The organism is Variovorax beijingensis (genome assembly GCF_007828835.1).
Taxonomy (GTDB): Bacteria; Pseudomonadota; Gammaproteobacteria; order Burkholderiales; family Burkholderiaceae_C; genus Variovorax; species Variovorax beijingensis_A.
Genome location: NZ_VIVL01000001.1, coordinates 860,001 through 882,127, shown reverse-complemented (window position 1 = coordinate 882,127; position 22,127 = coordinate 860,001). Strand labels below are relative to the sequence as shown.

Sequence of the window (22,127 nt, the reverse complement as noted above, 5' to 3'; positions counted from 1 at the left end):
GCCCTTTTTCAGGCCGCGCCCGCTTCCCAGGCGCGGCCCGCCGGGTCGGCCAGCGCGAGCCGCATGCTCTCGATGAAGCGGCGCAGCCGCGCAGGCTGGAAGCGCGACGGCGGATAGATCAGGTACACCGGCAGCGGCGCCACATGCCATTGCGGCACGAGCTGCACCAGCCGGCCGGCGGCAATGTCCTCGTTCAGGAGCCAGGCCGAGCCCGCGCAGGCGCCCAGGCCCATGCGGGCCGCGCTTTGCAGCGCATAGAGGCTGTCGGTGCTCATGCGCGGGCGGATCGGCACCCGCGCGATCTCGCCGCTCGGCCGGTGCGTGAGCAGCACCTCGTTGCGATAGAAGGTGCGCAGTGCGAGCCACGGCAGTTCGGCCAGCTCCGACGCATGCGCGGGCGGCGCCCGTCCGGCCAGCACCGAGGGCGCGGCGACCACCACGCGCGGCACTTCGGACAGCTTGATGGCCACCGCCATGGTGTCGGTCACTTCGCCGACCTGGATGGCGCAGTCGACGCCTTCGGCAATGAAGTCGGGCCGGCGGTCGTTCAGCAGCCATTCGACGGCCACCCGCGGATAGGCGCGAAGGTAGTCGGCCAGCGGCCCGACCAGCATCAGCTGGCCCATTGCATGCGGCACCACCACGCGCAGCGTGCCCTCGGGCTCGTCGCCCACGCCGCGCAGGTCGGCCTCGAAGGCGTGCCAGTCGGCGAGCAGCTCCCGGGCGCGCTCGTAGCAGCGCTCGCCGTCCTCGGTGAGCTTCATGGCGTGCGTGGACCGGCGCAGCAGCCGCACGCCCAGCGAGCGCTCCAGTGCCTGAAGGCGGCGGCTCACGGTGGGCTGCGTCGCACCCATCTGGAGCGCGGCGGCCGAGAGGCTGCCGGCCTCGACGATGTGGACGAAGGTCTGCATCAGCTCGATGCGGTCGGCGGCGGGGGAGGGAGTCGGCATGGCCTTCTTTATGCGTGTAGCGTATGTACATTGTGCGATCCGCGGAGCTACCAAGCCAAGCTTCTCAGATGCACATTTCAACCCTCGCTCGATATTCAAGGGTTAACACCATGTCTTCCATTCAGATCACGCATGCAGCGACGGGCGCTGCGCCCGAGGGACGCGGCCTGCCGGCCTCGCTGGTCCTGCTGCTGGCCATGGGCGCGGGCCTGTCGGCGGCTTCGCTCTACTACGCCCAGCCGATGCTCGGCGTGCTGGGCGCCGACATCGGCGCCTCCCCCCGCTCGGTGGGACTCGTTCCCACGCTCACGCAGCTGGGCTACGCGCTCGGCATCCTGCTGCTGGCGCCGCTGGGCGACCGCTTCGACCGGCGCCGCATCGTGCTGGCCAAGGCGGCCGCGCTGTGCGCCGCGCTGCTGGTGGCCGGCGCCGCGCCGTCGATCGGCGTGCTGCTCGCGGCCAGCCTGGCCATCGGCCTGGCGGCCACGATGGCGCAGGACATCGTGCCCGCGGCCGCCACGCTGGCGCCCGAGGCCACGCGCGGCAAGACGGTCGGCACGGTGATGACGGGGCTGCTGCTGGGCATTCTGCTGTCGCGCGTGGTGAGCGGCTTCGTGGCCGAGCACTTCGGCTGGCGCGCGATGTTCATCGCGGCCGCGGCCAGCATCGCGCTCATCGGCGCGGCCGCCTGGCGCGGGCTGCCGCGCTTCCGGCCGACCACGCACCTGGCCTATGCCGCGCTGCTGGGCTCGCTGGGCACGCTGTGGTCGCGCCACAGCGCACTGCGCCGCGCCGCGCTGGCCCAGGCGCTGCTGGCGGTGGGATTCAGCGCCTTCTGGTCGACGCTGGCCGTGATGCTGCACGGCGCGCCTTTCCATCTGGGCAGCGCGGCCGCGGGCGCCTTCGGCCTGGCCGGCGCGGCCGGCGCGCTGGCGGCGCCGCTGGCCGGCCGGCTGGCCGACCGCCGCGGGCCGGAGCTGGTGACGCGCCTGGGTGCCGGGCTGGTGGTGGTGTCGTTCGCGGCCATGGGCCTGGCGCCGCTGATGGCGCCGCATGCGCAGCTCTGGCTGCTGGCGCTGGCCGCGGTCGGCTTCGACCTGGGCATGCAGGCGGCGCTGATCGCGCACCAGACCATCGTCTACGGCATCGAGCCCGGTGCGCGCAGCCGCCTCAATGCGGTGCTGTTCACCAGCATGTTCACCGGCATGGCGGCCGGCTCGGCGCTGGGTGCGCTGGCGCTCGCGCAGTGGGGCTGGGCCGGAGTGACAGGGCTCGCGACTGGCACGGCTGCCGCCGCGCTCGCGGTGCGGCTCTGGCCGCGCAAGGCCGCGTAGCCGCCACTGCCGCGGGCAGCGCCCGCTCCCCAGTCCGGTGCATCCGGACTGGCACGTCGCTTGCATAACCTGACCACTTGCTCTGATTAAGCGGTCAAATTCATGCGCGTGCTCGTCGTCTACTGCCATCCGGTCGAAACCAGCTTTCACGCCGCCCTGCACCAGGAGGTGCTGAAGAACCTGCGCGCGGCCGGGCACGAGGTGGACGACTGCGATCTGTATGCCGAGGGCTTCGATCCGGTGCTCTCGCGCGAGGAGCGGCTCGGCTATCACGAGGTGCCGGCCAACCAGCTGCCGCTCAAGCCCTACGTGGAGCGGCTGCAGTGGGCCGAGGGCCTCGTGTTCTGCTTTCCGACCTGGTGTTTCGGCCTGCCCGCGATGCTCAAGGGCTACTTCGACCGGCTCTTCATGCCGGGGGTGGCCTTCGACATCAGCGACCCGGCCCACGTGAAGCCGATGCTCACGCACATCCGGCGCATCAGCGCCGTGGTCACCTACGGGCGGCCGCGCTGGATGGCCTGGTACATGGGCGATCCGCCGCGCAAGATCGTCACGCGCTACATGCTGCGGCTCACGGGCCGGCGCGCCAAGGTGGACTACCACGCCCACTACCACATGAACGTGGCGACCGAGCCCCAGCTCAAGCGTTTCATGGCACGGGTCGGCGCTGCAATGGCGCGTTTCGCATGAAGACGCCCGCCCTGCTCGACAACGCGTGCCTGCCGCGCTGGCTGCTGCCGGCCGGCTGGCCCGAGCGCGACGGCGTGCCGGTGCTGGCGCGCATTGCGCTCGAGGCCGGGCGCGTGCAGTCGCTGCGGCCTGCTTCCGGCCAGGACGGGTCCTCCCCCGAAGCGTGGGACCTGGCCGGCACGCTCGTGCTGCCGGGCTTCGTCGACGCCCACACGCACCTGGACAAGGCCTTCACGCTGCCGCGCATGAAAAAGGTGCAGCCCGGCCTGCTCGGCGCCATCGATGCGATGCTGGCCGACCGCGTGCACTGGACGTCCGCCGATGTGCACGAGCGCGCCGCACGCGGCCTGCAGTGGGCCTGGGAATGCGGCACCACGCAGCTGCGCACGCATGTCGACTGGTGGGAGCCCGATGCGGTGCCGCTGGCCTGGCCCGTGATGGCCGAGCTCGCGCAGGAATGGGCCGGCAGGGTGCGGCTGGAGCAGGTCAGCCTGATCAAGCTGCCGCTGTTCGAGGACGCGGCGCAGGCTCTGCGGCTCGCCAGGCAGGTGAAGGCCACGGGGCCGCATGCGCTGCTCGGCGGTTTCGTGCACTCCACCAACTGGAGCGAGAACGCGCTGCGCAACCTGCTGGTGGCGGCGCAGGCCTGCGATCTGGACGTCGACCTGCACGTCGATGAAGAACTGAATTCCGCGGCGGTCGGCCTGCAAACCACCGCCCGCATCCTGCGCGAGATCGGCTTCGAGGGCCGCGTGGTCTGCGGCCACGTCTGCGCGCTGGCCGCCCAGCCCGAGGCCGAGGCCCTTGCCACGCTCGATGCCGTCGCAAGCGCGCCGATCACCATCGTCTCGCTGCCCGCCACCAACCTGCTGCTGCAGGACGCGGTGACGGGCCGCACGCCGCGCCTGCGCGGCCTCACGCTGGTGAAGGAAGCGCGCAAGCGCGGCATCCCGCTGCTGTTCGCAAGCGACAACGTGCAAGACCCGTTCTGCCGCCTTGGCAGCTTCGACCCGGTCGAGGCGCTGGGCACCGCCGCGCTCGCCGCGCAGTTGGCCGATCCCTTCGACGACTGGTCGCAGGCGCTGTGCCGCGGCGACTGGCTGCAGCGCGCCCCCGCCACGGCGGCGCCCGCGCTGGCCGGTGCCAAGGCCGACCTCGTGCTGTTCACCCAGGCCGACCGCCATGGCTGGCCGTCGCGCAGCGCCACCCGCGTGGTGCTGCGCGACGGCCGCGTCACACATGGCGATGCGGCGCCCTTCCTTCCCCGCTGACAAACAAGGACCCCCATGCTCCACGGCTACATCCCGCCCCACCGCTTCCTGCCCTACCTGAGCTGGACCGAAATCGCCGCGCTGCCCGACCGCGAGAACACGGTCATCGTGCTGCCCTGCGGCGCCATCGAGCAGCACGGCCCGCACCTGCCCTGCTCGGTCGACAGCGTGATCGCCTCGGGCGTGATGGGCAAGGCGCTCGAGAAGCTGCCCGCCGAGGTGCGTGCCTTCGCGCTGCCCACCATCACCTATGGCAAGTCGGAAGAGCACCTGCACTTTCCGGGCACCATGACGCTGACCGGCACCACGCTCCTGTCGACCGTGACCGAGATCGGCGAGTCGGTCTACCGCGCGGGCTTTCGCAAGCTGCTGTTCGCCAACGGCCATGGCGGCCAGCCGCAGGTGCTGGAGATGGCGGCGCGCGAACTGCGGCTGCGGCATGGCGACTTCGTGGTGGTGCCGCATGGCGTGTCGCGCCTGCCGAGCGCGGCCAGCAAGCAGGTGAGCGAGCAGGAGAAGAAGCTCGCGATGCATGCCGGCCATTCCGAGACCGCACTGATGCTCGCGCTCGCGCCCGAGACGGTGCACATGGAACGCGCCGTCGCCAACTTTCCGCCGCCGTTTCCGATCAAGCTGCTGTCGGCCGATGGCCGCCCGGCCTGCGCCTGGACCGCGCGCGACTTCGGCCCGAGCGGTGTGATCGGCGACCCGACCACGGCCACGCGCGAACAGGGCGAAGAGATCCTGGACACGCTCGCAGGCAGCTGGGCACAGGCGCTGACCGAGCTGCATGCGCTGCGCTGGGTCGTGCGCGAGGAAGCCACCTGGGAGCGCGGCCACCAGCAGGGCTTCATCCAGCAGTCGTTCGAGGCCGCCTGAGGCGCGCTACTTGCATCCGCTTCATCGCCGTTCTTCCACCCCTTCCTTCACCAGCCTTCGAGAGGTTCACACCATGCGCTCCTTCGCTCTTTCCATGGCCGGCGCCGCCGCGCTCGCACTGTTCGCCGCTGCCGCACCGGCCCAGGCACAAGACAAGTTCACCTACATGACCAACTGGTACGCGCAGGCCGAGCACGGCGGCTTCTACCAGGCGGTGGCGCTGGGCATCTACAAGAAGCACGGCCTCGACGTGACCATCAAGATGGGCGGCCCGCAGGTCAACATCACGCAGATGATGGCCGCGGGCCAGGCCGACTGCATCATGGGTTCGAGCGACATCCAGATGATGCAGGTGCGCGAAGGCGGCGTGCCGGTGGTCAACGTGGCGGCCTTCTTCCAGAAGGACCCGCAGGTGCTGATCGCGCACGACGACGTCAAGAAGTTCGAGGACCTCAAGGGCAAGACGCTGCTGATCGGCGCGCAGGCCAACCGCGGCTACTGGCCCTGGCTCAAGGCCAAGTTCGGCTTCACCGACGAACAGACGCGCCCCTACACCTTCAACATCCAGCCCTTCGTGGCCGACAAGAACACCGCGCAGCAGGGCTACCTGACCTCGGAGCCCTACGCGATCCAGAAGGCCGGCGTGAAGAGCACGGTGCTGATGTTCAGCGACCACGGCTTCCCGGCTTACGCCACCACGGTGTCGTGCATGGAAAAGACCGTCAAGGACCGCAGCAAGCAGGTGGAAGCCTTCGTGAAGGCATCGGCCGAGGGCTGGAAGAGCTACCTCGCCGACCCGGCGCCCGCCAATGCGCTGATCAAGAAGGACAACCCCAACATGACCGACGACCAGCTGGCCTACAGCGTGGCCAAGCTCAAGGAAATGGGCATGGTCACCGGCGGCGATGCGGCCAAGCTCGGCATCGGCGTGATCACCGATGCACGTTCCAAGGCGAGCTACGACTTCCTCGTCGCCGCCAAGCTGCTCGACCCGGCGAAGGTGGAGCTGGCCAAGACCTACACCACCGAGTTCGTGAAGGACGCCAAGGTTTTGCCCTGAGCCATCCATCCATGAACCGCATCGAACCCCACACCCTCGCGCCGCCCGCGGTGCCTGCCGTGCCCGCGGTGGAAGTGCTCTCGGCCGAGAAGACCTATCCCAACGGCACGCAGGCGCTGCTGCCGGTGGACCTGTCGATCGCCGAAGGCGAGTTCGTCACGCTGCTCGGGCCTTCGGGCTGCGGCAAGAGCACGCTGCTCAAGATGGTGGCGGGCATGCTCGAGCCGAGCGACGGGCGGCTGCTCGTGTGGCGCAAGCCTGTGGCGGAGATCCACAGCTGCCCGCACAAGCTGTCTTTCGTCTTTCAGTCGGCCACGCTGATGCCGTGGGCCAGCGTGCGTACCAACGTGCGGCTGCCGCTCGACCTGGCCGGCGTGCCGCGCAAGGAGGCCGATGCGCGGGTGATGGAATCGCTCGCGCTGGTGGGGCTCGAGAAGTTTGCCGATGCATTGCCGCGCGCGCTCTCGGGCGGCATGCAGATGCGCGTGTCGATCGCGCGCGGCCTCGTCACGCAGCCCGACCTGCTGCTGATGGACGAGCCCTTCGGCGCGCTCGACGAGATCACGCGCCACAAGCTCGACGCCGACCTGCTCGACCTCTGGCGCAAGAAGAAGCTCACGGTGATCTTCGTGACGCACTCGATCCACGAGGCGGTGTTCCTGTCGACCCGCGTGGTGATGATGGCCGCGCGGCCGGGCCGCGTGGTGGAACAGTTCCACATCGACGAGCCCTACCCGCGCACGCCCGACTTCATGGTGACGCCGGAATTCGCGCGCCACGCCCGGCGCCTGCAGGACAGCCTGCTGCGCGCCAGCCAGGCCGACGAGGAGCACGCACGATGAAGAGCCCGCCCCTCCTGAGCCAGCCGCGCGTGCAGCGCGTGCTCTACCCCGTGCTCATCGGCGTGGTGCTGGTTGCGCTGTGGCAGTGGATGGTGGTGGCCTTGGAGCTGCCGCCCTACCTGGTGCCCTCGCCCTTCCTCATGGTGCAGACGCTCGTCAGCGACTGGGCGCCACTCGGCAACGCATTGCTGGTCACGCTCAAGATCACGCTGCTGTCCTTCCTGCTGGCCACCGTGGCCGGGGTGCTGATCTCGTTCCTGTTCGTGCAGAGCAAGCGCATCGAGACCGCGCTCTTTCCGTATGCGGTGCTGCTGCAGGTGACGCCCATCGTGGCGGTGGCGCCGCTCATCATCATCTGGGTGAAGAACCCGGTGGCGGCGATGACAGTGTGCGCCGCGCTGGTGGCGCTGTTCCCGATCATCAGCAACACCACGCTCGGCCTGCGCAGCATCGACCCCGACCTGCAGAGCTACTTCAAGCTCAACCGCGCGACGCGCTGGCAGCAGCTGGTGCGGCTGCGCATTCCGAGCGCGCTGCCGTACTTCTTTGGCGGACTTCGAATCTCGAGCGGCCTGGCGCTGATCGGCGCGGTGGTGGCCGAGTTCGTGGCCGGCACCGGCGGCTCCGGCGCGGGGCTGGCCTACCAGATCCTCCAGGCCGGCTTCCAGCTCAACATTCCGCGCATGTTCGCGGCCTTGCTCTTGATCTCGCTGACCGGCGTCGCGCTCTTCGTGCTGATGGCCTGGCTCACCAGGCTGGCCCTGGGCTCGTGGCACGCGAGCGAACTTTCCCAGGATTGAAAACCTTGACCATGAATGCTTCCATTTCCGCCATCGAACAGCTGCTGCTCGAACTGCCCGAGCTCGACTGGATCACCGACGAGGGCCGCGTCACGCGCCTGTCGCAGGACTTCTCGTGGTTCAGCCCCGTGCTGAACCGCCAGCTGAAGGACAAGCGCGCCGACGTGGCCGTGCGTCCGCGCACCGAGGACGAGATCCGCGCGGTGGTCGGCGCCTGCGCGCGCCGCGGCGTGCCGATCACCCTGCGCGGCAGCGGCACCGGCAACTACGGCCAGACCACGCCGCTCGCGGGCGGCGTGGTGCTCGACATGACGGGCTACAACGCCTTCCTGTGGGTGAAGCCCGGCGTGGCCCGTGCGCAGGCCGGCATCCGCCTGGGCGAACTCGAGAAGCAGACCAGGCCCTCGGGCCAGGAGATGCGCAGCATGCCCTCCACCTACCGCAGCGCCACGCTCGGCGGCCTGTTCGGCGGCGGCTTCGGCGGCGTGGGTTCCATCAACTACGGGCCGCTGGGTGCGCCCGGCAACGTGCTCGGCATCCGCGCGATGACCATCGAGCCCGAGCCGCAGATGGTCGAGCTGCGCGGCGCCGAGGCCATGCGCATGCACCACCTCTGGGGCACCAACGGCCTGGTGCTGGAGCTGGAGATCGCACTCGCGCCCGCGCATCCCTGGCTCGAGACGCTGGTGAGCTTCGACAATTTTGCGGACGCGCTGCACTTCGCCGACAAGCTCGCGAATGCGCCGGGCATCGTGAAGCGGGAGATCGCCTTCTTCGCCGCGCCGATTCCGGACCACCTGGCACAGCTTGCGGCACACCTGCCCAAAGGCTGCCACACGGTGCTGTCGCTGGTGGCCGAATCCTGCGAGCCGGCGATGCTGCAGCTGGCCGAGGCGCACGGCGGCACGGCGAGCTACCGCAGGACCGCGGCCGAGGTGCAGAAGAGCAACCGCACGCTGATGGAATTCACCTGGAACCACACCACGCTGCATGCGCTGAAGGTCGACCCGACGCTCACCTACCTGCAGAGCGGCTTCGTGCCGGGCCGGCACGTCGAGCAGATCATCGAAATGGAGCAATTGTTCGGCGGCGAGGTGCTGATGCACACCGAGTTCATCCGCAACGTGGCCGGGCTCATGACCTGCAGCGGGCTCCAGCTGGTGCGCTTCAGCACCGAGGAGCGGCTCGCGGAGATCATCGACATTCACCGCGCACACGGCGTGCACATCAACAATCCGCACGTGAACATCGTGGAAGACGGCAAGGCGGGGGGACCGCTGCCGCCCGAGGTCATCGAGATGAAGAAGCGCTTCGACCCGCTGGGCCTGCTGAACCCGGGCAAGCTGCGCGACTGGCCCGTGAAGGCCGTGCCGGCGACAGCCTGACGATCAAGTGGCGCCGCCGGGTCAGCCCCGGCGGCGGCGCAGCACGAAGGCGATGGCCACCACGGCAATCGCCGCGATCCAGATCGGCCACAGCCCGAAGGGCGCCACCCAGCGCGCATAGGGCGTGAGCCCCGTGCGGCCTTCGACCGAGGCCTCGAGCACGCCGCGCGTAAGGCGCGGCAGCTGGTGCGTGACGCGGCCTTCTGCATCGATCACCACCGTGGCGCCGGTGTTGGTGGCCCGCACCATCGGCCGCGCGAATTCGAGCGAGCGCATGCGCGAGATGGCCAGGTGCTGGTCGATGGCCACCGAGTTGCCGAACCACGCGATGTTGCTCACGTTGAGCAGGATGGTCGGCGCCGTGGCCTGGTCCTTGAAGTTGGCGCCGATCTCGTCGCCGAACAGGTCTTCGTAGCAGATGTTCGGCGCAATGCGCTGGCCCTGCCAGGCAAAGGGCGCCTGCGCCAGGCCGCCGCGCGCAAAGTCGCCGAGCGGGATGTTCATCATGCGGATGAACCAGCGAAAACCCGGCGGAATGAATTCGCCGAACGGAACGAGGTGGTGCTTGCTGTAGCGGTAGGGCTGCGCCGCGCCGGGCTGGAAGCCAAGCACCGCGTTGCTGTAGGTGCCCTGGCCGCCCAGCGGCAGGCCGACGATCGCGGCCTGCGAGCCTTGGCTGTAGCGCGACTGGATGGCCTCCAGGTAGCCCGCGGGCAGTTGCTGCGGCAGCAGCGGCAATGCGGTCTCGGGCGTCACCACGAGCGAGGCCTTGGCATCGCGCAGCTGTTCGCCATACCAGCGCAGCGCCAGGTCGATGCCGCCGCCGGGAATGAATTTTTCGTCTTGCGGGATGTTGCCCTGCAGCAGTGCGAGCTGCAGCTTGCCGCTCGACCCCTTGGCGCCCTGCACATCTCCGGAAAGCGGTGCCACGAGATGCGGCGTGGCGAATCCGGCAGCGACAAGCACCAGGGCCTGCGCGAACACGATGCTGCGCGCGGGCCGGGTCAGGGCGACAAGCGCCGCCACGAGCGCGGCAACGGCGCCAATGCCGTACACGCCGATCCACGGCGCCCAGGCCGCCAGCGGCCCCTCGACATGCGCATAGCCACCCGCGCCCCAGGGAAAGCCGGTGAACCAGCTGCCGCGCACGAGCTCGGCCAGCGTCCACAGCGCGGCGAACACCACCGCGCCGGCCACCGGCCCGCGCGGCCCGCGAACCACGAACCAGGCGCAGGCCGCTGCGTAATACAGCCCGAGCGCGGCCGCCAGCAGCAGCACCGCAATGGCCGCGAGCGGCGCCGCCAGCCCGCCGTAGGTGTGCATCGAGATGAAGAGCCACCAGAAGCTGCCCGTGAGCCAGGCGGTCGAGAAGAGCCAACCATGCAGCCCGGCGCGGCGCCAGCCCGCACCTTCGGCGCGCAGCCAGTCCAGCAGGCCGACGAGCACGGCCAGCGAAAAGAGCTGCAGCCACCACAGCGGCCGGCCGTTCGCGGGCCAGGCAATGGCCGCGGCCTGCGCGAGGCCCGCGAAGGCAAAGCCCAGCAGGCGCAGCAGGCCCACGGCGGAAAAGGCGGGTGAGGTGCGCAGCGTGGCCGCTGCCGGCAGCGGCATCAGTCGGCCGCGTCGCTGCCGCGGGCCGGGGACACCTTGAACCAGCGCACGGCCCCGCCCTTGGTGTGCAGCACCACGAAGTCGAAGCCGCCGATCGCGTGGTGCTCGCCGCGCTTGGGCACGTGGCCCATCTCGTGCGCGATGAGCCCGCCGATGGTGTCGAAGTCTTCGCTCAGCTGTTCTTCGTCGAAGACGATGCCGAAGGCCTCGGCCACGCGCTCGATCGGCGTGTCGCCCGAGACGCGGTAGGTGTGGTCGGCCAGGCCGAAGATGTCGCCCTCGTCCTCGGCAATGTCGAACTCGTCCTCGATCTCGCCGACGATCTGCTCGAGCACGTCCTCGATGGTGATGAGGCCGGCCACGCGGCCGAACTCGTCGATCACGATGGCCAGGTGGTTGCGGTTGCCGCGGAACTCGCGCAGCAGGTCGTTCAGGCCCTTGCTCTCGGGGATGAAGGTCGCGGGCCGCAGCAGCGCGCGGATGTTGAGCCCCGGCGCGCGCTGCAGCTTGAGCAGGTCCTTCGCGAGCAGGATGCCGATGATGTTTTCCTTCTCGCCCTCGTACACCGGGAAGCGCGAGTGCGCGGTGTCGATGACCAGGTGCAGCAGCGCGTCGAAGGGCGCGTCGATGTTCACCAGGTCCATGCGCGGGGCCGCGACCATCACGTCGCCGGCCGTCATGTCGGCCATGCGCAGCACGCCCTCGAGCATGACGCGCGACTCGGCGCCGATCACCTCGTTGTCCTCGGCATCCGCGAGGGTTTCGATCAGCTCGTCGCGCGAGTCGGGACCGGGATGGATGAATTCGGCCAGCTTCTGGAGAAAGCCGCGCTTGTCTTCCCGTTCGACGGGTGCGCGTTCAGGGTGAGGGTCGGCCACTGCGGGAGGCGTAGTTGAAGAGATACAAGGATACCGGATTGCGCATGACAGGCTCTACCGCACGGCCGTCACAAGCCGTTTCCGGGTACTCAGGGCGCGGATTTGCTGCGCGCGTCCCGCATGCCGCTGCGCACTTCCTGCAGGCTGGCCAGGAAGGCCCAGAACTGCTTGGCGCGGGTCTTGAGGTGGTAGTCGACCGCCGCGTACTGCTCGAGCGCGATTTCGCTCATGCGGCTGTCGAAGGTGGCGCTCGGCAGCTGCAGGTGCGCCTCCGATTCCGAGCCGCTGCGCACCACGGTGGCACCGGCGTTGCGGGCGATCTTCAGCATGGCGGCGTTTTCGCTCAGCGCATGGATGAACAGCATGCCCACGCCTTCGTTGCGCGCCACGACCACGGCGCGCTCGAACAGGCGGGCCCCGTAGCCGCGGCCGCGCGCGTGCGCGGCCACCGACACGCCGAATTCGGCGCAGTCGCTGTGCTGCTCGTCCGGCGCGAACGCCAGGTGGGCCAGGGCGATCAGGTCGAGCCGGCGGTTGTAGATGCCGAAGAGCTCGTCGCGCTCGAAATCGAGCCCGTCGACGTAGCGCTGCACCTGCTCGTCGCCCGCGGCATAGCCGAAGCGCAGGTAGCGGTCGTGCGGCGTGAGTGCCAGCAGGTGCTGCGCGATGCGGTCGCGCTCGCGCGGGCCGATCGAGCGGATCGGCACCATGACGGGTGGCGGCGAGGAGGCCGCGCGTGGTTGCGCCTCAACCATCGGCGCCTTCAGGAAAGAGCCGAGGCCGAGAGACGCCTTCAGGAGGGTCTTGGCGGTAAGCATGGCTCAAATATAAGGGTTTTCCCTTAAACACCAAGATTGCAGGGGTACTTTCTGGCGACATTTGTGAACCAGTACCAGAGAGCGTGTCGTTCACGCAACCATTGGGTGGCTAAACCGGCACGGCTGTTGTGGCCTTGACACGGTCCAGCACGAAACTGGTCTTGCAATCTTCCACGCTGGGGTGCTTGAGCAGGGTGTCCATGATGAAGCGGCTGTAGTGCCCCATGTCGGCGACCACCACGCGCAGCAGGTAGTCCATGTCGCCGGTGAGGGCGGCGCACTCGACCACTTCGGGCCAGGTCTGCACGCTGGCGCGGAACAGGTCCATCGGGTTGCGCTTGTGGGTTTCGGTGTGCTTTTCGAGGCGCACATTGAGATAGGCCGTCAGGCCCAGGCCGATGACTTCAGGGCGCACGAGCGCGACGTAGCGGTCGATGACCCCGCTCTCCTCCAGCCGCTTGACGCGCCGAAGCACGGCGCTGGGAGAAAGGCTGACCTGCTCGGCGATCTGGTCGTAGGTGGCGCGCCCGTCTGCTTGCAGCGTGCGCAAAATTAGCCTATCAATCTTGTCGAGTGCTTCCATTTCTCCATTTTCGCAGTTTTATTGCGCCACGTCTCTTCTCGGCGCCCAATAATGCAGAAAACGTGAGTGGCATCCGCTCTACAGTGCAGCACTGGCCGTTTTCGCCCATTCGTTCGCTCTCTCATTCATTCGAACCCCACTTCTGGAGACCTCACACATGAGCCACACCGACGCCCCCGCCTTCACGCCTTGGGAGAACCCCATGGGAACCGACGGCTTCGAATTCATCGAGTACGCGGCACCGGATCCGGTCGCGATGGGCAAGGTGTTCGAGCGCATGGGCTTCAAGGCCGTGGCACGGCACCGCCACAAGAACGTGCTGCTGTACCGCCAGGGCACGATCAATTTCATCGTCAACGCCGAGCCCGATTCGTTCGCGCAGCGCTTTGCGCGCGAACACGGCCCGAGCGTCTGCGCCATCGCCTTCCGCGTGCAGGACGCCAAGCAGGCCTACGAGCGCGCGATCTCGCTCGGCGCCTGGGGCTTTGCCGACAAGGCGGGTCCGGGCGAACTGAACATTCCCGCTATCAAGGGCATCGGCGACAGCCTGATCTACCTGGTCGACCGCTGGCCCGGCAAGAACGGCGCGAAGCCGGGCGACATCGGCAACATCGGCTTCTACGACGTCGACTTCGAGCCGCTGCCGGGCGTGGCCTCGCAGGATGCGCTGGCGCCCAAGGGCAACGGCCTGACCTACATCGACCACCTCACGCACAACGTGTACCGCGGCCGCATGAACGTGTGGGCCGGCTTCTACGAGAAGCTCTTCAACTTCCGCGAGATCAAGTACTTCGACATCGAAGGCCAGGTGACCGGCGTGAAGAGCAAGGCCATGACCAGCCCCTGCGGCAAGATCCGCATCCCCATCAATGAGGAGGGCAAGGAGCAGGCCGGCCAGATCCAGGAGTACCTGGACATGTACCACGGCGAAGGCATCCAGCACATCGCGATGGGCTCGGACAACCTGTACGAGACGGTCGACGCGCTGCGCGCCAACGGCGTCAAGCTGCTCGACACCATCGACACCTACTATGAGCTGGTCGACAAGCGCATTCCCGGCCACGGCGAAAGCGTGGCCGAGCTGCAGAAGCGCAAGATCCTGATCGATGGCAAGAAGGACGCGCTGCTGCTGCAGATCTTCAGCGAGAACCAGCTCGGCCCGATCTTCTTCGAGTTCATCCAGCGCAAGGGCGACGACGGCTTCGGCAACGGCAACTTCAAGGCGCTGTTCGAAAGCATCGAGCTCGACCAGATGCGCCGCGGCGTGCTGTCGGCCGCAAAATAAGCGCCTTTTTCACTGGCCAGGAGCCTCCATGCGCAGCACGTTCTCGATCGGCTTGACCCTCACCGCGGCAGCCGCCGTTGTTCTTCTTTCGGGCTGCGCCATGGCGCCGGCCACCCCCGCGGCAGGCTCGCACCTCGACACGGTGCAGAAGGCGGCGGCGCTGCGCATCTGCACGCCGGGCGACTACAAGCCCTTCAGCTTCCAGAAGGCCGACGGCACGTTCGAGGGCATCGACGTCGATCTCATGACGGGCTTCAGCGCCAGCCTCGGCGCGAAGCCCGAGTGGGTCAAGACCACCTGGGCCAACCTGCTGCCCGACCTCAGCGCCGGCAAGTGCGACATCGCCGTGGGCGGCGTTTCCGTGACCACCGACCGGCAAAAGCGCGCCTTCTTCAGCGCGCCCTACATGGTGAACGGCAAGGCGCCCATTGCGCGCTGCGCCGACGTCGCCAAATACCAGAGCGTGGCCGACATCGACAAGCCTTCCACGCGGGTGATCTTCAATCCGGGCGGCAGCAACGAGCGCTTTGCGCGCGCCAACTTCAAGCAGGCCAGGCTCACGCTGCACGGCGAGAACGTGACGATCTTCGACGAGATCCTGTCCAACCGCGCCGACGTGTTCGTGACCGAATCCGCCGAGGCCATCACGCAGCAGAAGCTCAAGCCGGGCCTGTGCGCGATCAATCCCGACAAGCCGCTGCAATACGGCGAAATGGCCTGGATGCTGCCGCGCGACGATGTGGCCTTCAAGGCGTACGTCGACCAATGGCTGCACCTGCAGAAAGCCGGCGGCGACTTCCAGCGGGTGATGGACCGCTGGCTCAAGTAATCAGAGAGAGCATTCTTATGGACACCCCTGCAGCAGCCGCTGTCGCCACGCCCGCCGTCTACGGCGCCTCGGACCGTCCGCCGCGCGGCGACTACTCGCGCGGCGGGGCGGTGCTTGCCGACTACACCTGCCCGCAGGACTGGGCCAGCTACACGCCGGCCGACCACGAGACCTACAAGCGGCTCTACGAGCGGCAGGCTGCGCAGCTGCCGGGCCTGGCCTGCGATGCATTCATCAAGGCGCTGCCCTTGCTGGGCGTGAAGGACCGCATCCCGCGCTTCGAGGAAATCAACGAGCGGCTGCACCGCGCCACCGGCTGGGAGATCGTCGCGGTGCCGGGGCTGATTCCCGAGCTGCCGTTCTTCAGCTTGCTTGCGAACCGCAAGTTTCCGGTGACCGACTGGATCCGCAAGCCGGAGGAGTTCAACTACATCGTCGAGCCCGACGTGTTTCACGACCTGTTCGGCCATGTGCCGATGCTGTTCGACCCGGTCTTTGCCGACTACGTGCAGCGCTATGGCCAGGGGGGCATCAAGGCGCACGAGCTCGGCGCGGGCGAAAAGCTCGCGCGGCTGTACTGGTACACGGTCGAGTTCGGCCTGATCCGGCAGCCGGACGGCCTGCGCGCATACGGCGCCGGCATCCTGAGCTCCGTCGGCGAACTGCAGCATGCCGTGCGCAGCGGCGAGCCGCACCGGCTGCCGCTCGACTTGCTGCGCACCATGCGCACGCGCTACAAGATCGACACCTACCAGAGCAACTACTTCGTGATCGAGAGCTTCGCGCAGCTCTTCGACCTCACGGCACCCGACTTCACGCCGCTCTACCAGGCGCTCGACGCATTGCCCGACATTCCGGCCGGAGTGCTGTTGCCGGGCGAGTCCGGCCAGGCCTGAAGTCGTTCCCCAAAACCTGACTGCCGCGGCAAGCATGCGCTGCCGCGCGCTATCGCATGCGCGACAGCGCATGCACCGCTCCTAGGACAAGCCCGCTGGCGGCCAGATGTGTCTGGCTCCCACAATCCGCGCAAAAGGAGCTTGCATGCAGACATCCGCGCGACAGAACTACCCGGCCGGCGTGCCGCACGAGATCGACCCCGGGCAGTACCGGTCCCTGCCCCACATGTTCGACGAGGCCTTCGCCCGCTATGCCGATCGGCCGTTCTCGGTCTGCATGGAACGCTGGATGTCCTATCGCGAGCTCGACGCCCTGTCGACGGCCCTGGGCGCATGGCTGCAGTCGCTGGGCCTCGAGCCCGGCGCACGGGTCGCCATCATGCTGCCCAATGTGCCCCAGTTCGCTGTCACGATGTGCGGCGTGCTCCGCGCCGGCTATATCTGCGTCAACGTCAATCCGCTCTACACGGCGCGCGAACTCGAGCACCAGCTCAAAGATTCGGGCGCCACGGCCATCGTCATCCTCGAGAACTTCGCCGCAACGCTGGAACAGGTGATCGAGCGCACGCCCGTCAAGCACGTGGTCGTCACTTCGATGGGCGACCTGCTCGGCGGGCTCTATGGCGCCTGGATCACGGTGGCGGTCCGCCACCTGGCGAAGATGGTGCCGCCGTACAAGCTGCCCCTGGGCAACGGCCGCAGCGTCACGCCTTTCTCCAAGGTCATCGAGGAGGGACGCGGACGCGCCCTGGCGCCGGACCAGAGCACGCTCGATTCGATCGCCTTCCTGCAGTACACCGGCGGCACGACGGGCCTGTCCAAGGGCGCGGTGCTGACCCACCGCAACATCGTCGCGGCCACGCTGCAGGCGGAGGCCTGGTTCACGCCGGCGCTGTCGCGGGCGGGCGACCTGGCCAAGGTCAACAGCATCGCGGCGCTGCCGCTGTATCACATCTTCGCGCTCACGCTCTGCCTCCTGGTCATCCGCCAGGGCTCGCACATGACACTGATCCCCAATCCGCGCGATTTCGACAAGTTCATCGCAGTACTCAAGAAGCGCCCCTTCCACATGCTGCCCGCAGTGAACACGCTCTTCAATGCGCTGTTGATGCATCCCGAGTTCAAGTCGATCGACTTCTCCACGCTGTTCGTCTCGCAGGCGGGCGGTATGGCCGCCTCCGAAGGCACAGCGCGGCGCTGGTTCGAGGCCACCGGCTGCCCGATGATCGAAGGCTGGGGCATGAGCGAGACCTGCGCGATCGGCACCAACAATCCGGTGTCGAACACCAGCTTCACAGGCACCATCGGCTTGCCGCTGCCGAGCATCGAGATCGCCATCAAGGACGACGAAGGCAACTCCCTGCCCATCGGTACGCCGGGCGAGCTTTGCATCAGGGGGCCCAACGTCATGACCGGCTACTACAACCAGCCCGCCGAAACCGCGGCCGCCTTCACCGCCGATGGTTTCATGCGCACGGGCGACATTGCCGTCATGCAGGAGGACGGCTACAGCCGCATCGTCGACCGCAAGAAGGACATGATCCTGGTGAGCGGCTTCAACGTCTTTCCGAACGAACTGGAGAACGTGATTTCGCTCTGTCCTGGCGTCGTCGAATGCGCGGCCGTCGGTGTGCCGGACGAAAAGCAGGGCGAGGCGATCAAGGTCTTCGTCGTGCGCAAGGACGCGGCGCTCACCGAAGAGGCCGTGCTGCAATACTGCAATGGACAACTCACCGGCTACAAGCGGCCCAAGCACATCGAATTCCGCGACTCGCTGCCGAAGACCAATGTCGGGAAGATCCTGCGGCGCGAGTTGCGCACCAGCGCGGGCGCCTGAATGAAGGAGCTCGCCGCGGCCGGGCTGCCGGCGAATCTCCTGGTCTTCGAGCGCGGCTGGCTGTCGTCGAACAACATCCTGTTCATTGGGGCCGGCGAGACCGCGCTGGTCGACACCGGGTACAGCACGCATGCCGATCAGACACTTGCACTGGTCGAATCCGCGCTGGGCGGCAGGCCGCTCGACCGCATCGTGAATACGCATCTGCACAGCGACCATTGCGGCGGCAACGCGGCGCTGCAGCAGCGCTACCCCGCGATCCGGACGGACATTCCACCCGGCGAGGCGGCATTGGTGGAGCGGTGGGATGAGCGCGGGCTGAGTTTTCTAGCGACGGGACAGATCTGCCCGCGGTTCCGGTTCACGGGGCTCTTGCAGCCTGGGACCGAATGCATGCTCGGCGACAGTCCGTGGCAGGTGCATGGCGCGCCTGGCCACGATCCCCACTCGATCATCCTCTTCGATCCCGCTTCACGGATGCTGATCTCGGCGGATGCCCTGTGGGAGAACGGCTTTGGCGTTGCCTTTCCTGAGCTTGCGGGCGAACCGGCGTTCGGCGATATGGCTGCGACGCTGGATCGGATCGAGGCGCTGGGGCCGCTGCAGGTAATCCCCGGCCACGGCCCGGTCTTCAGTGATGTCGACAAAGCCCTGGCCACGGCGCGCCGCCGACTCGAGGGTCTTCAGCGCGATCCCGTGAAGCACGCGCGGCACGCCATCAAGGTGCTGATGAAGTTCAAGCTGCTGGAGGTGCAGTCCATTGCCCTTGAGAACTGGGAAGCCTGGGTTCGCAGCACGCCGTATCTGGATATCGTTCGTTCGCGCTTCTTTGCCGATGCGGAATTGGCGCAGTTGGCCGGAGACGTCTTGCACGAGCTGATCGGCGCAGGGGCGGCGGAGATGGACTCCTCAGGCATCCGCAATATCTGATCTTTGTCCGCTGGAATAAAAAAAGCGCGTCACCGAAAGATGACGCGCTTTTTTAAGGCTGCAAAGAAAAAAGCCCAACACACCGTGTTGGGCTTTTCCTGGCTGTAAGAGCCTGACGATGACCTACTTTCACACGGGAACCCGCACTATCATCGGCGCTGACGCGTTTCACTGTCCTGTTCGGGATGGGAAGGAGTGGTACCACGTCGCTATGGTCATCAGGCATAACTTGTTGTCTGTCTGATCACATGATCAGGCAAACGAATTCATAGAGTTTGGAATCAGCTTTTGGCGAATTATTTTGAATGCGTCAACTTGGCATAACACCTTGATCTGATTGATCAAAGTTATAGGGTCAAGCCGCACGAGCAATTAGTATCAGTTAGCTTAACGCATTACTGCGCTTCCACACCTGACCTATCAACGTCCTGGTCTTGAACGACTCTTTAGGGGGCTCAAGGCCCCGGCAGATCTCATCTTGAAACGAGTTTCCCGCTTAGATGCTTTCAGCGGTTATCTCTTCCACACTTAGCACCTCGGCAATGCCACTGGCGTGACAACCGATACACCAGAGGTGTGTCCACTCCGGTCCTCTCGTACTAGGAGCAGGCTTCCTCAAATCTGCAGCGCCCACGGAAGATAGGGACCAAACTGTCTCACGACGTTTTAAACCCAGCTCACGTACCTCTTTAAATGGCGAACAGCCATACCCTTGGGACCGGCTACAGCCCCAGGATGAGATGAGCCGACATCGAGGTGCCAAACACCGCCGTCGATATGAACTCTTGGGCGGTATCAGCCTGTTATCCCCAGAGTACCTTTTATCCGTTGAGCGATGGCCCTTCCATACAGAACCACCGGATCACTATGTCCTGCTTTCGCATCTGCTCGACTTGTCAGTCTCGCAGTTAAGCACGCTTATGCCATTGCACTATCGTCACGATGTCCGACCGTAACTAGCGTACCTTCGAACTCCTCCGTTACGCTTTGGGAGGAGACCGCCCCAGTCAAACTGCCTACCATGCACTGTCCCCGATCCAGATAATGGACCTAGGTTAGAACCTCAAACACACCAGGGTGGTATTTCAACGTTGGCTCCACAAGATCTAGCGACCCTGCTTCAAAGCCTCCCACCTATCCTACACAGATCTGTTCAAAGTCCAATACAAAGCTACAGTAAAGGTTCATGGGGTCTTTCCGTCTTTCCGCGGGGAGATTGCATCATCACAAACATTTCAACTTCGCTGAGTCTCAGGAGGAGACAGTGTGGCCATCGTTACGCCATTCGTGCAGGTCGGAACTTACCCGACAAGGAATTTCGCTACCTTAGGACCGTTATAGTTACGGCCGCCGTTTACTGGGACTTCAATCAAGAGCTTGCACCCCATCATTTAATCTTCCAGCACCGGGCAGGCGTCACACCCTATACGTCCACTTTCGTGTTTGCAGAGTGCTGTGTTTTTAATAAACAGTCGCAGCCACCGATTTTTTGCAACCCATTCATGCTTCGTTGTTCACTACACACTAATAGGGCACACCTTCTTCCGAAGTTACGGTGTCAATTTGCCGAGTTCCTTCTCCTGAGTTCTCTCAAGCGCCTTAGAATACTCATCTCGCGCACCAGTGTCGGTTTGCGGTACGGTCGTATATAGCTGAAGCTTAGTGGCTTTTCCTGGAACCTCGTTCAGTCACTTCGCGAGCAAGCTCGCTCGATCGTTGGCCTCGGTATATGTGCACCGGATTTGCCTAATGCACGCCTACATCCAACTAAACCGGGATATCCAACACCCGGATGACCTATTAAGATCCGTCCCCACATCGCACTATATATCGGTACAGGAATATTGACCTGTTTCCCATCAGCTACGCATCTCTGCCTCGCCTTAGGGGCCGACTCACTCTACGCCGATGAACGTTGCGTAGAAAACCTTGCGCTTACGGCGAGGGGGCTTTTCACCCCCTTTAACGCTACTCATGTCAGCATTCGCACTTCTGATACCTCCAGCACGCTTTACAACGCACCTTCACAGGCTTACAGAACGCTCTCCTACCACTTGCAATAAATTGCAAATCCGCAGCTTCGGTAACTGGCTTAGCCCCGTTACATCTTCCGCGCAGGACGACTCGATCAGTGAGCTATTACGCTTTCTTTAAATGATGGCTGCTTCTAAGCCAACATCCTGACTGTTTTAGCCTTCCCACTTCGTTTCCCACTTAGCCAATTTTAGGGACCTTAGCTGGCGGTCTGGGTTGTTTCCCTCTTGAGTCCGGACGTTAGCACCCGGTGCTCTGTCTCCCAAGCTGTACTCTTCGGTATTCGGAGTTTGCCTTGGTTTGGTAAGTCGCCATGACCCCCTAGCCAAAACAGTGCTCTACCCCCGAAGGTAATACTTGAGGCACTACCTAAATAGTTTTCGGAGAGAACCAGCTATTTCCAAGTTTGTTTAGCCTTTCACCCCTATCCACAGCTCATCCGCTAGTTTTGCAACACTAGTCGGTTCGGACCTCCAGTACCTGTTACGGCACCTTCATCCTGGCCATGGATAGATCACTTGGTTTCGGGTCTACACCCAGCGACTGATCGCCCTATTCGGACTCGATTTCTCTACGGCTTCCCTATTCGGTTAACCTTGCCACTGAATGTAAGTCGCTGACCCATTATACAAAAGGTACGCAGTCACCCCTTACGAGGCTCCTACTTTTTGTAAGCACGCGGTTTCAGGATCTATTTCACTCCCCTCCCGGGGTTCTTTTCGCCTTTCCCTCACGGTACTAGTTCACTATCGGTCGATGATGAGTATTTAGCCTTGGAGGATGGTCCCCCCATATTCAGACAGGATTTCTCGTGTCCCGCCCTACTTGTCGTTAGCTCAGTACCACACAGGTCATTTCACGTACGGGGCTATCACCCGCTATGGCCAGCCTTTCCAAGCTGTTCCGTTATGTCTTGTGCTATCACTAACAGGCTTCTCCGATTTCGCTCGCCACTACTTTCGGAATCTCGGTTGATGTCTTTTCCTCGAGCTACTGAGATGTTTCAGTTCACCCGGTTCGCCTCGCATGACTATGTATTCATCATGCGATACCTTTCGGTGGGTTTCCCCATTCGGAAATCTCCGGATCAAAGCTAATTTGCCAGCTCCCCGAAGCTTATCGCAGGCTATCACGTCCTTCGTCGCCTATCATCGCCAAGGCATCCACCACGTGCTCTTATTCACTTGACCCTATAACTTTGACGTTTCTTGCGAA

At 65.3% G+C, this 22,127-nt stretch carries 18 protein-coding genes and 2 rRNA genes; 13 read left to right on the top strand and 7 right to left on the bottom strand.

All coding sequences use genetic code 11. From position 1 onward, the window contains the following. Positions 1 to 8 precede the first annotated feature (8 nt). Positions 9 to 950: a LysR family transcriptional regulator gene (locus FB547_RS04255; protein WP_145739895.1), complete on the bottom strand. Its 942-nt coding sequence runs from the start codon at positions 948 to 950 to the stop codon at positions 9 to 11. A gap of 110 nt (positions 951 to 1,060) precedes the next feature. Here FB547_RS04255 and FB547_RS04250 point away from each other — a divergent pair, with 110 nt between their 5' ends. The 8 genes from FB547_RS04250 (at position 1,061) to FB547_RS04215 (ending at position 9,211) form a co-directional block, all read left to right on the top strand. Then, the gene (locus FB547_RS04250) at positions 1,061 to 2,284 is read left to right on the top strand and encodes an MFS transporter (RefSeq protein ID WP_145739893.1); all 1,224 of its coding nucleotides are present in this window, start codon (positions 1,061 to 1,063) and stop codon (positions 2,282 to 2,284) included. A 102-nt stretch (positions 2,285 to 2,386) separates the two neighbouring features. Next, on the top strand, positions 2,387 to 2,974 hold the full coding sequence (locus FB547_RS04245) for an NAD(P)H-dependent oxidoreductase (protein WP_145739891.1): 588 nt from the start codon (positions 2,387 to 2,389) through the stop codon (positions 2,972 to 2,974). Next, the gene (locus FB547_RS04240) at positions 2,971 to 4,245 is read left to right on the top strand and encodes an amidohydrolase family protein (RefSeq protein WP_145739886.1); all 1,275 of its coding nucleotides are present in this window, start codon (positions 2,971 to 2,973) and stop codon (positions 4,243 to 4,245) included. Before FB547_RS04245 ends, FB547_RS04240 begins: the two co-directional genes overlap by 4 nt. 15 nt (positions 4,246 to 4,260) lie before the next feature. Then, positions 4,261 to 5,124: a creatininase family protein gene (locus FB547_RS04235; RefSeq protein ID WP_145739884.1), complete on the top strand. Its 864-nt coding sequence runs from the start codon at positions 4,261 to 4,263 to the stop codon at positions 5,122 to 5,124. Between the two features lie 73 nt (positions 5,125 to 5,197). After that, positions 5,198 to 6,184, top strand: coding sequence for an ABC transporter substrate-binding protein (locus FB547_RS04230; RefSeq protein ID WP_145739882.1), 987 nt, complete (start codon positions 5,198 to 5,200; stop codon positions 6,182 to 6,184). Positions 6,185 to 6,195: 11 nt separating this feature from the next. Beyond that, a complete protein-coding gene (locus FB547_RS04225; RefSeq protein ID WP_145739880.1) occupies positions 6,196 to 7,026 on the top strand; it encodes an ABC transporter ATP-binding protein in 831 nt (276 codons plus the stop codon). Continuing rightward, positions 7,023 to 7,826: an ABC transporter permease gene (locus FB547_RS04220; RefSeq protein WP_145739878.1), complete on the top strand. Its 804-nt coding sequence runs from the start codon at positions 7,023 to 7,025 to the stop codon at positions 7,824 to 7,826. Before FB547_RS04225 ends, FB547_RS04220 begins: the two co-directional genes overlap by 4 nt. 11 nt (positions 7,827 to 7,837) lie before the next feature. Beyond that, entirely contained in the window at positions 7,838 to 9,211 is a 1,374-nt protein-coding gene (locus tag FB547_RS04215; protein ID WP_145739876.1) for an FAD-binding oxidoreductase, read from the top strand. Positions 9,212 to 9,232: 21 nt separating this feature from the next. Here the strand turns inward: FB547_RS04215 and lnt are convergent, their stop codons facing one another. The 4 genes from lnt to FB547_RS04195 form a co-directional block, all read right to left on the bottom strand. Continuing rightward, complete coding sequence (lnt, locus tag FB547_RS04210; protein WP_145739874.1) at positions 9,233 to 10,822, bottom strand: apolipoprotein N-acyltransferase; 1,590 nt, start codon at positions 10,820 to 10,822, stop codon at positions 9,233 to 9,235. Further along, complete coding sequence (locus FB547_RS04205; protein ID WP_015867524.1) at positions 10,822 to 11,700, bottom strand: HlyC/CorC family transporter; 879 nt, start codon at positions 11,698 to 11,700, stop codon at positions 10,822 to 10,824. Before FB547_RS04205 ends, lnt begins: the two co-directional genes overlap by 1 nt. 89 nt (positions 11,701 to 11,789) lie before the next feature. Then, positions 11,790 to 12,518, bottom strand: coding sequence for a GNAT family N-acetyltransferase (locus FB547_RS04200; protein ID WP_145739872.1), 729 nt, complete (start codon positions 12,516 to 12,518; stop codon positions 11,790 to 11,792). A 109-nt stretch (positions 12,519 to 12,627) separates the two neighbouring features. Further along, complete coding sequence (locus FB547_RS04195; RefSeq protein WP_028254383.1) at positions 12,628 to 13,101, bottom strand: Lrp/AsnC family transcriptional regulator; 474 nt, start codon at positions 13,099 to 13,101, stop codon at positions 12,628 to 12,630. Positions 13,102 to 13,258: 157 nt separating this feature from the next. Here FB547_RS04195 and hppD point away from each other — a divergent pair, with 157 nt between their 5' ends. The 5 genes from hppD to FB547_RS04170 all read left to right on the top strand — a co-directional run bounded on the left by hppD (position 13,259) and on the right by FB547_RS04170 (position 18,878). Beyond that, positions 13,259 to 14,386 (top strand): 4-hydroxyphenylpyruvate dioxygenase, encoded by a 1,128-nt coding sequence (gene hppD / locus FB547_RS04190; RefSeq protein ID WP_145739870.1) that lies wholly within the window; start codon positions 13,259 to 13,261, stop codon positions 14,384 to 14,386. Positions 14,387 to 14,414: 28 nt separating this feature from the next. Then, positions 14,415 to 15,215 (top strand): transporter substrate-binding domain-containing protein, encoded by an 801-nt coding sequence (locus FB547_RS04185; protein ID WP_145739868.1) that lies wholly within the window; start codon positions 14,415 to 14,417, stop codon positions 15,213 to 15,215. 17 nt (positions 15,216 to 15,232) lie between these two features. Then, positions 15,233 to 16,111 (top strand): phenylalanine 4-monooxygenase, encoded by an 879-nt coding sequence (phhA, locus tag FB547_RS04180; protein WP_145739866.1) that lies wholly within the window; start codon positions 15,233 to 15,235, stop codon positions 16,109 to 16,111. A 145-nt stretch (positions 16,112 to 16,256) separates the two neighbouring features. Beyond that, on the top strand, positions 16,257 to 17,948 hold the full coding sequence (locus FB547_RS04175; protein ID WP_145739864.1) for an AMP-binding protein: 1,692 nt from the start codon (positions 16,257 to 16,259) through the stop codon (positions 17,946 to 17,948). Beyond that, complete coding sequence (locus FB547_RS04170; RefSeq protein ID WP_145739862.1) at positions 17,949 to 18,878, top strand: MBL fold metallo-hydrolase; 930 nt, start codon at positions 17,949 to 17,951, stop codon at positions 18,876 to 18,878. A gap of 110 nt (positions 18,879 to 18,988) precedes the next feature. Here the strand turns inward: FB547_RS04170 and rrf are convergent. Both rrf and FB547_RS04160 read right to left on the bottom strand, forming a co-directional pair. Next, positions 18,989 to 19,101: ribosomal RNA gene (gene rrf / locus FB547_RS04165) — 5S ribosomal RNA — on the bottom strand. Between the two features lie 128 nt (positions 19,102 to 19,229). After that, positions 19,230 to 22,102, bottom strand: a 23S ribosomal RNA gene (locus tag FB547_RS04160). Positions 22,103 to 22,127: the final 25 nt, after the last annotated feature.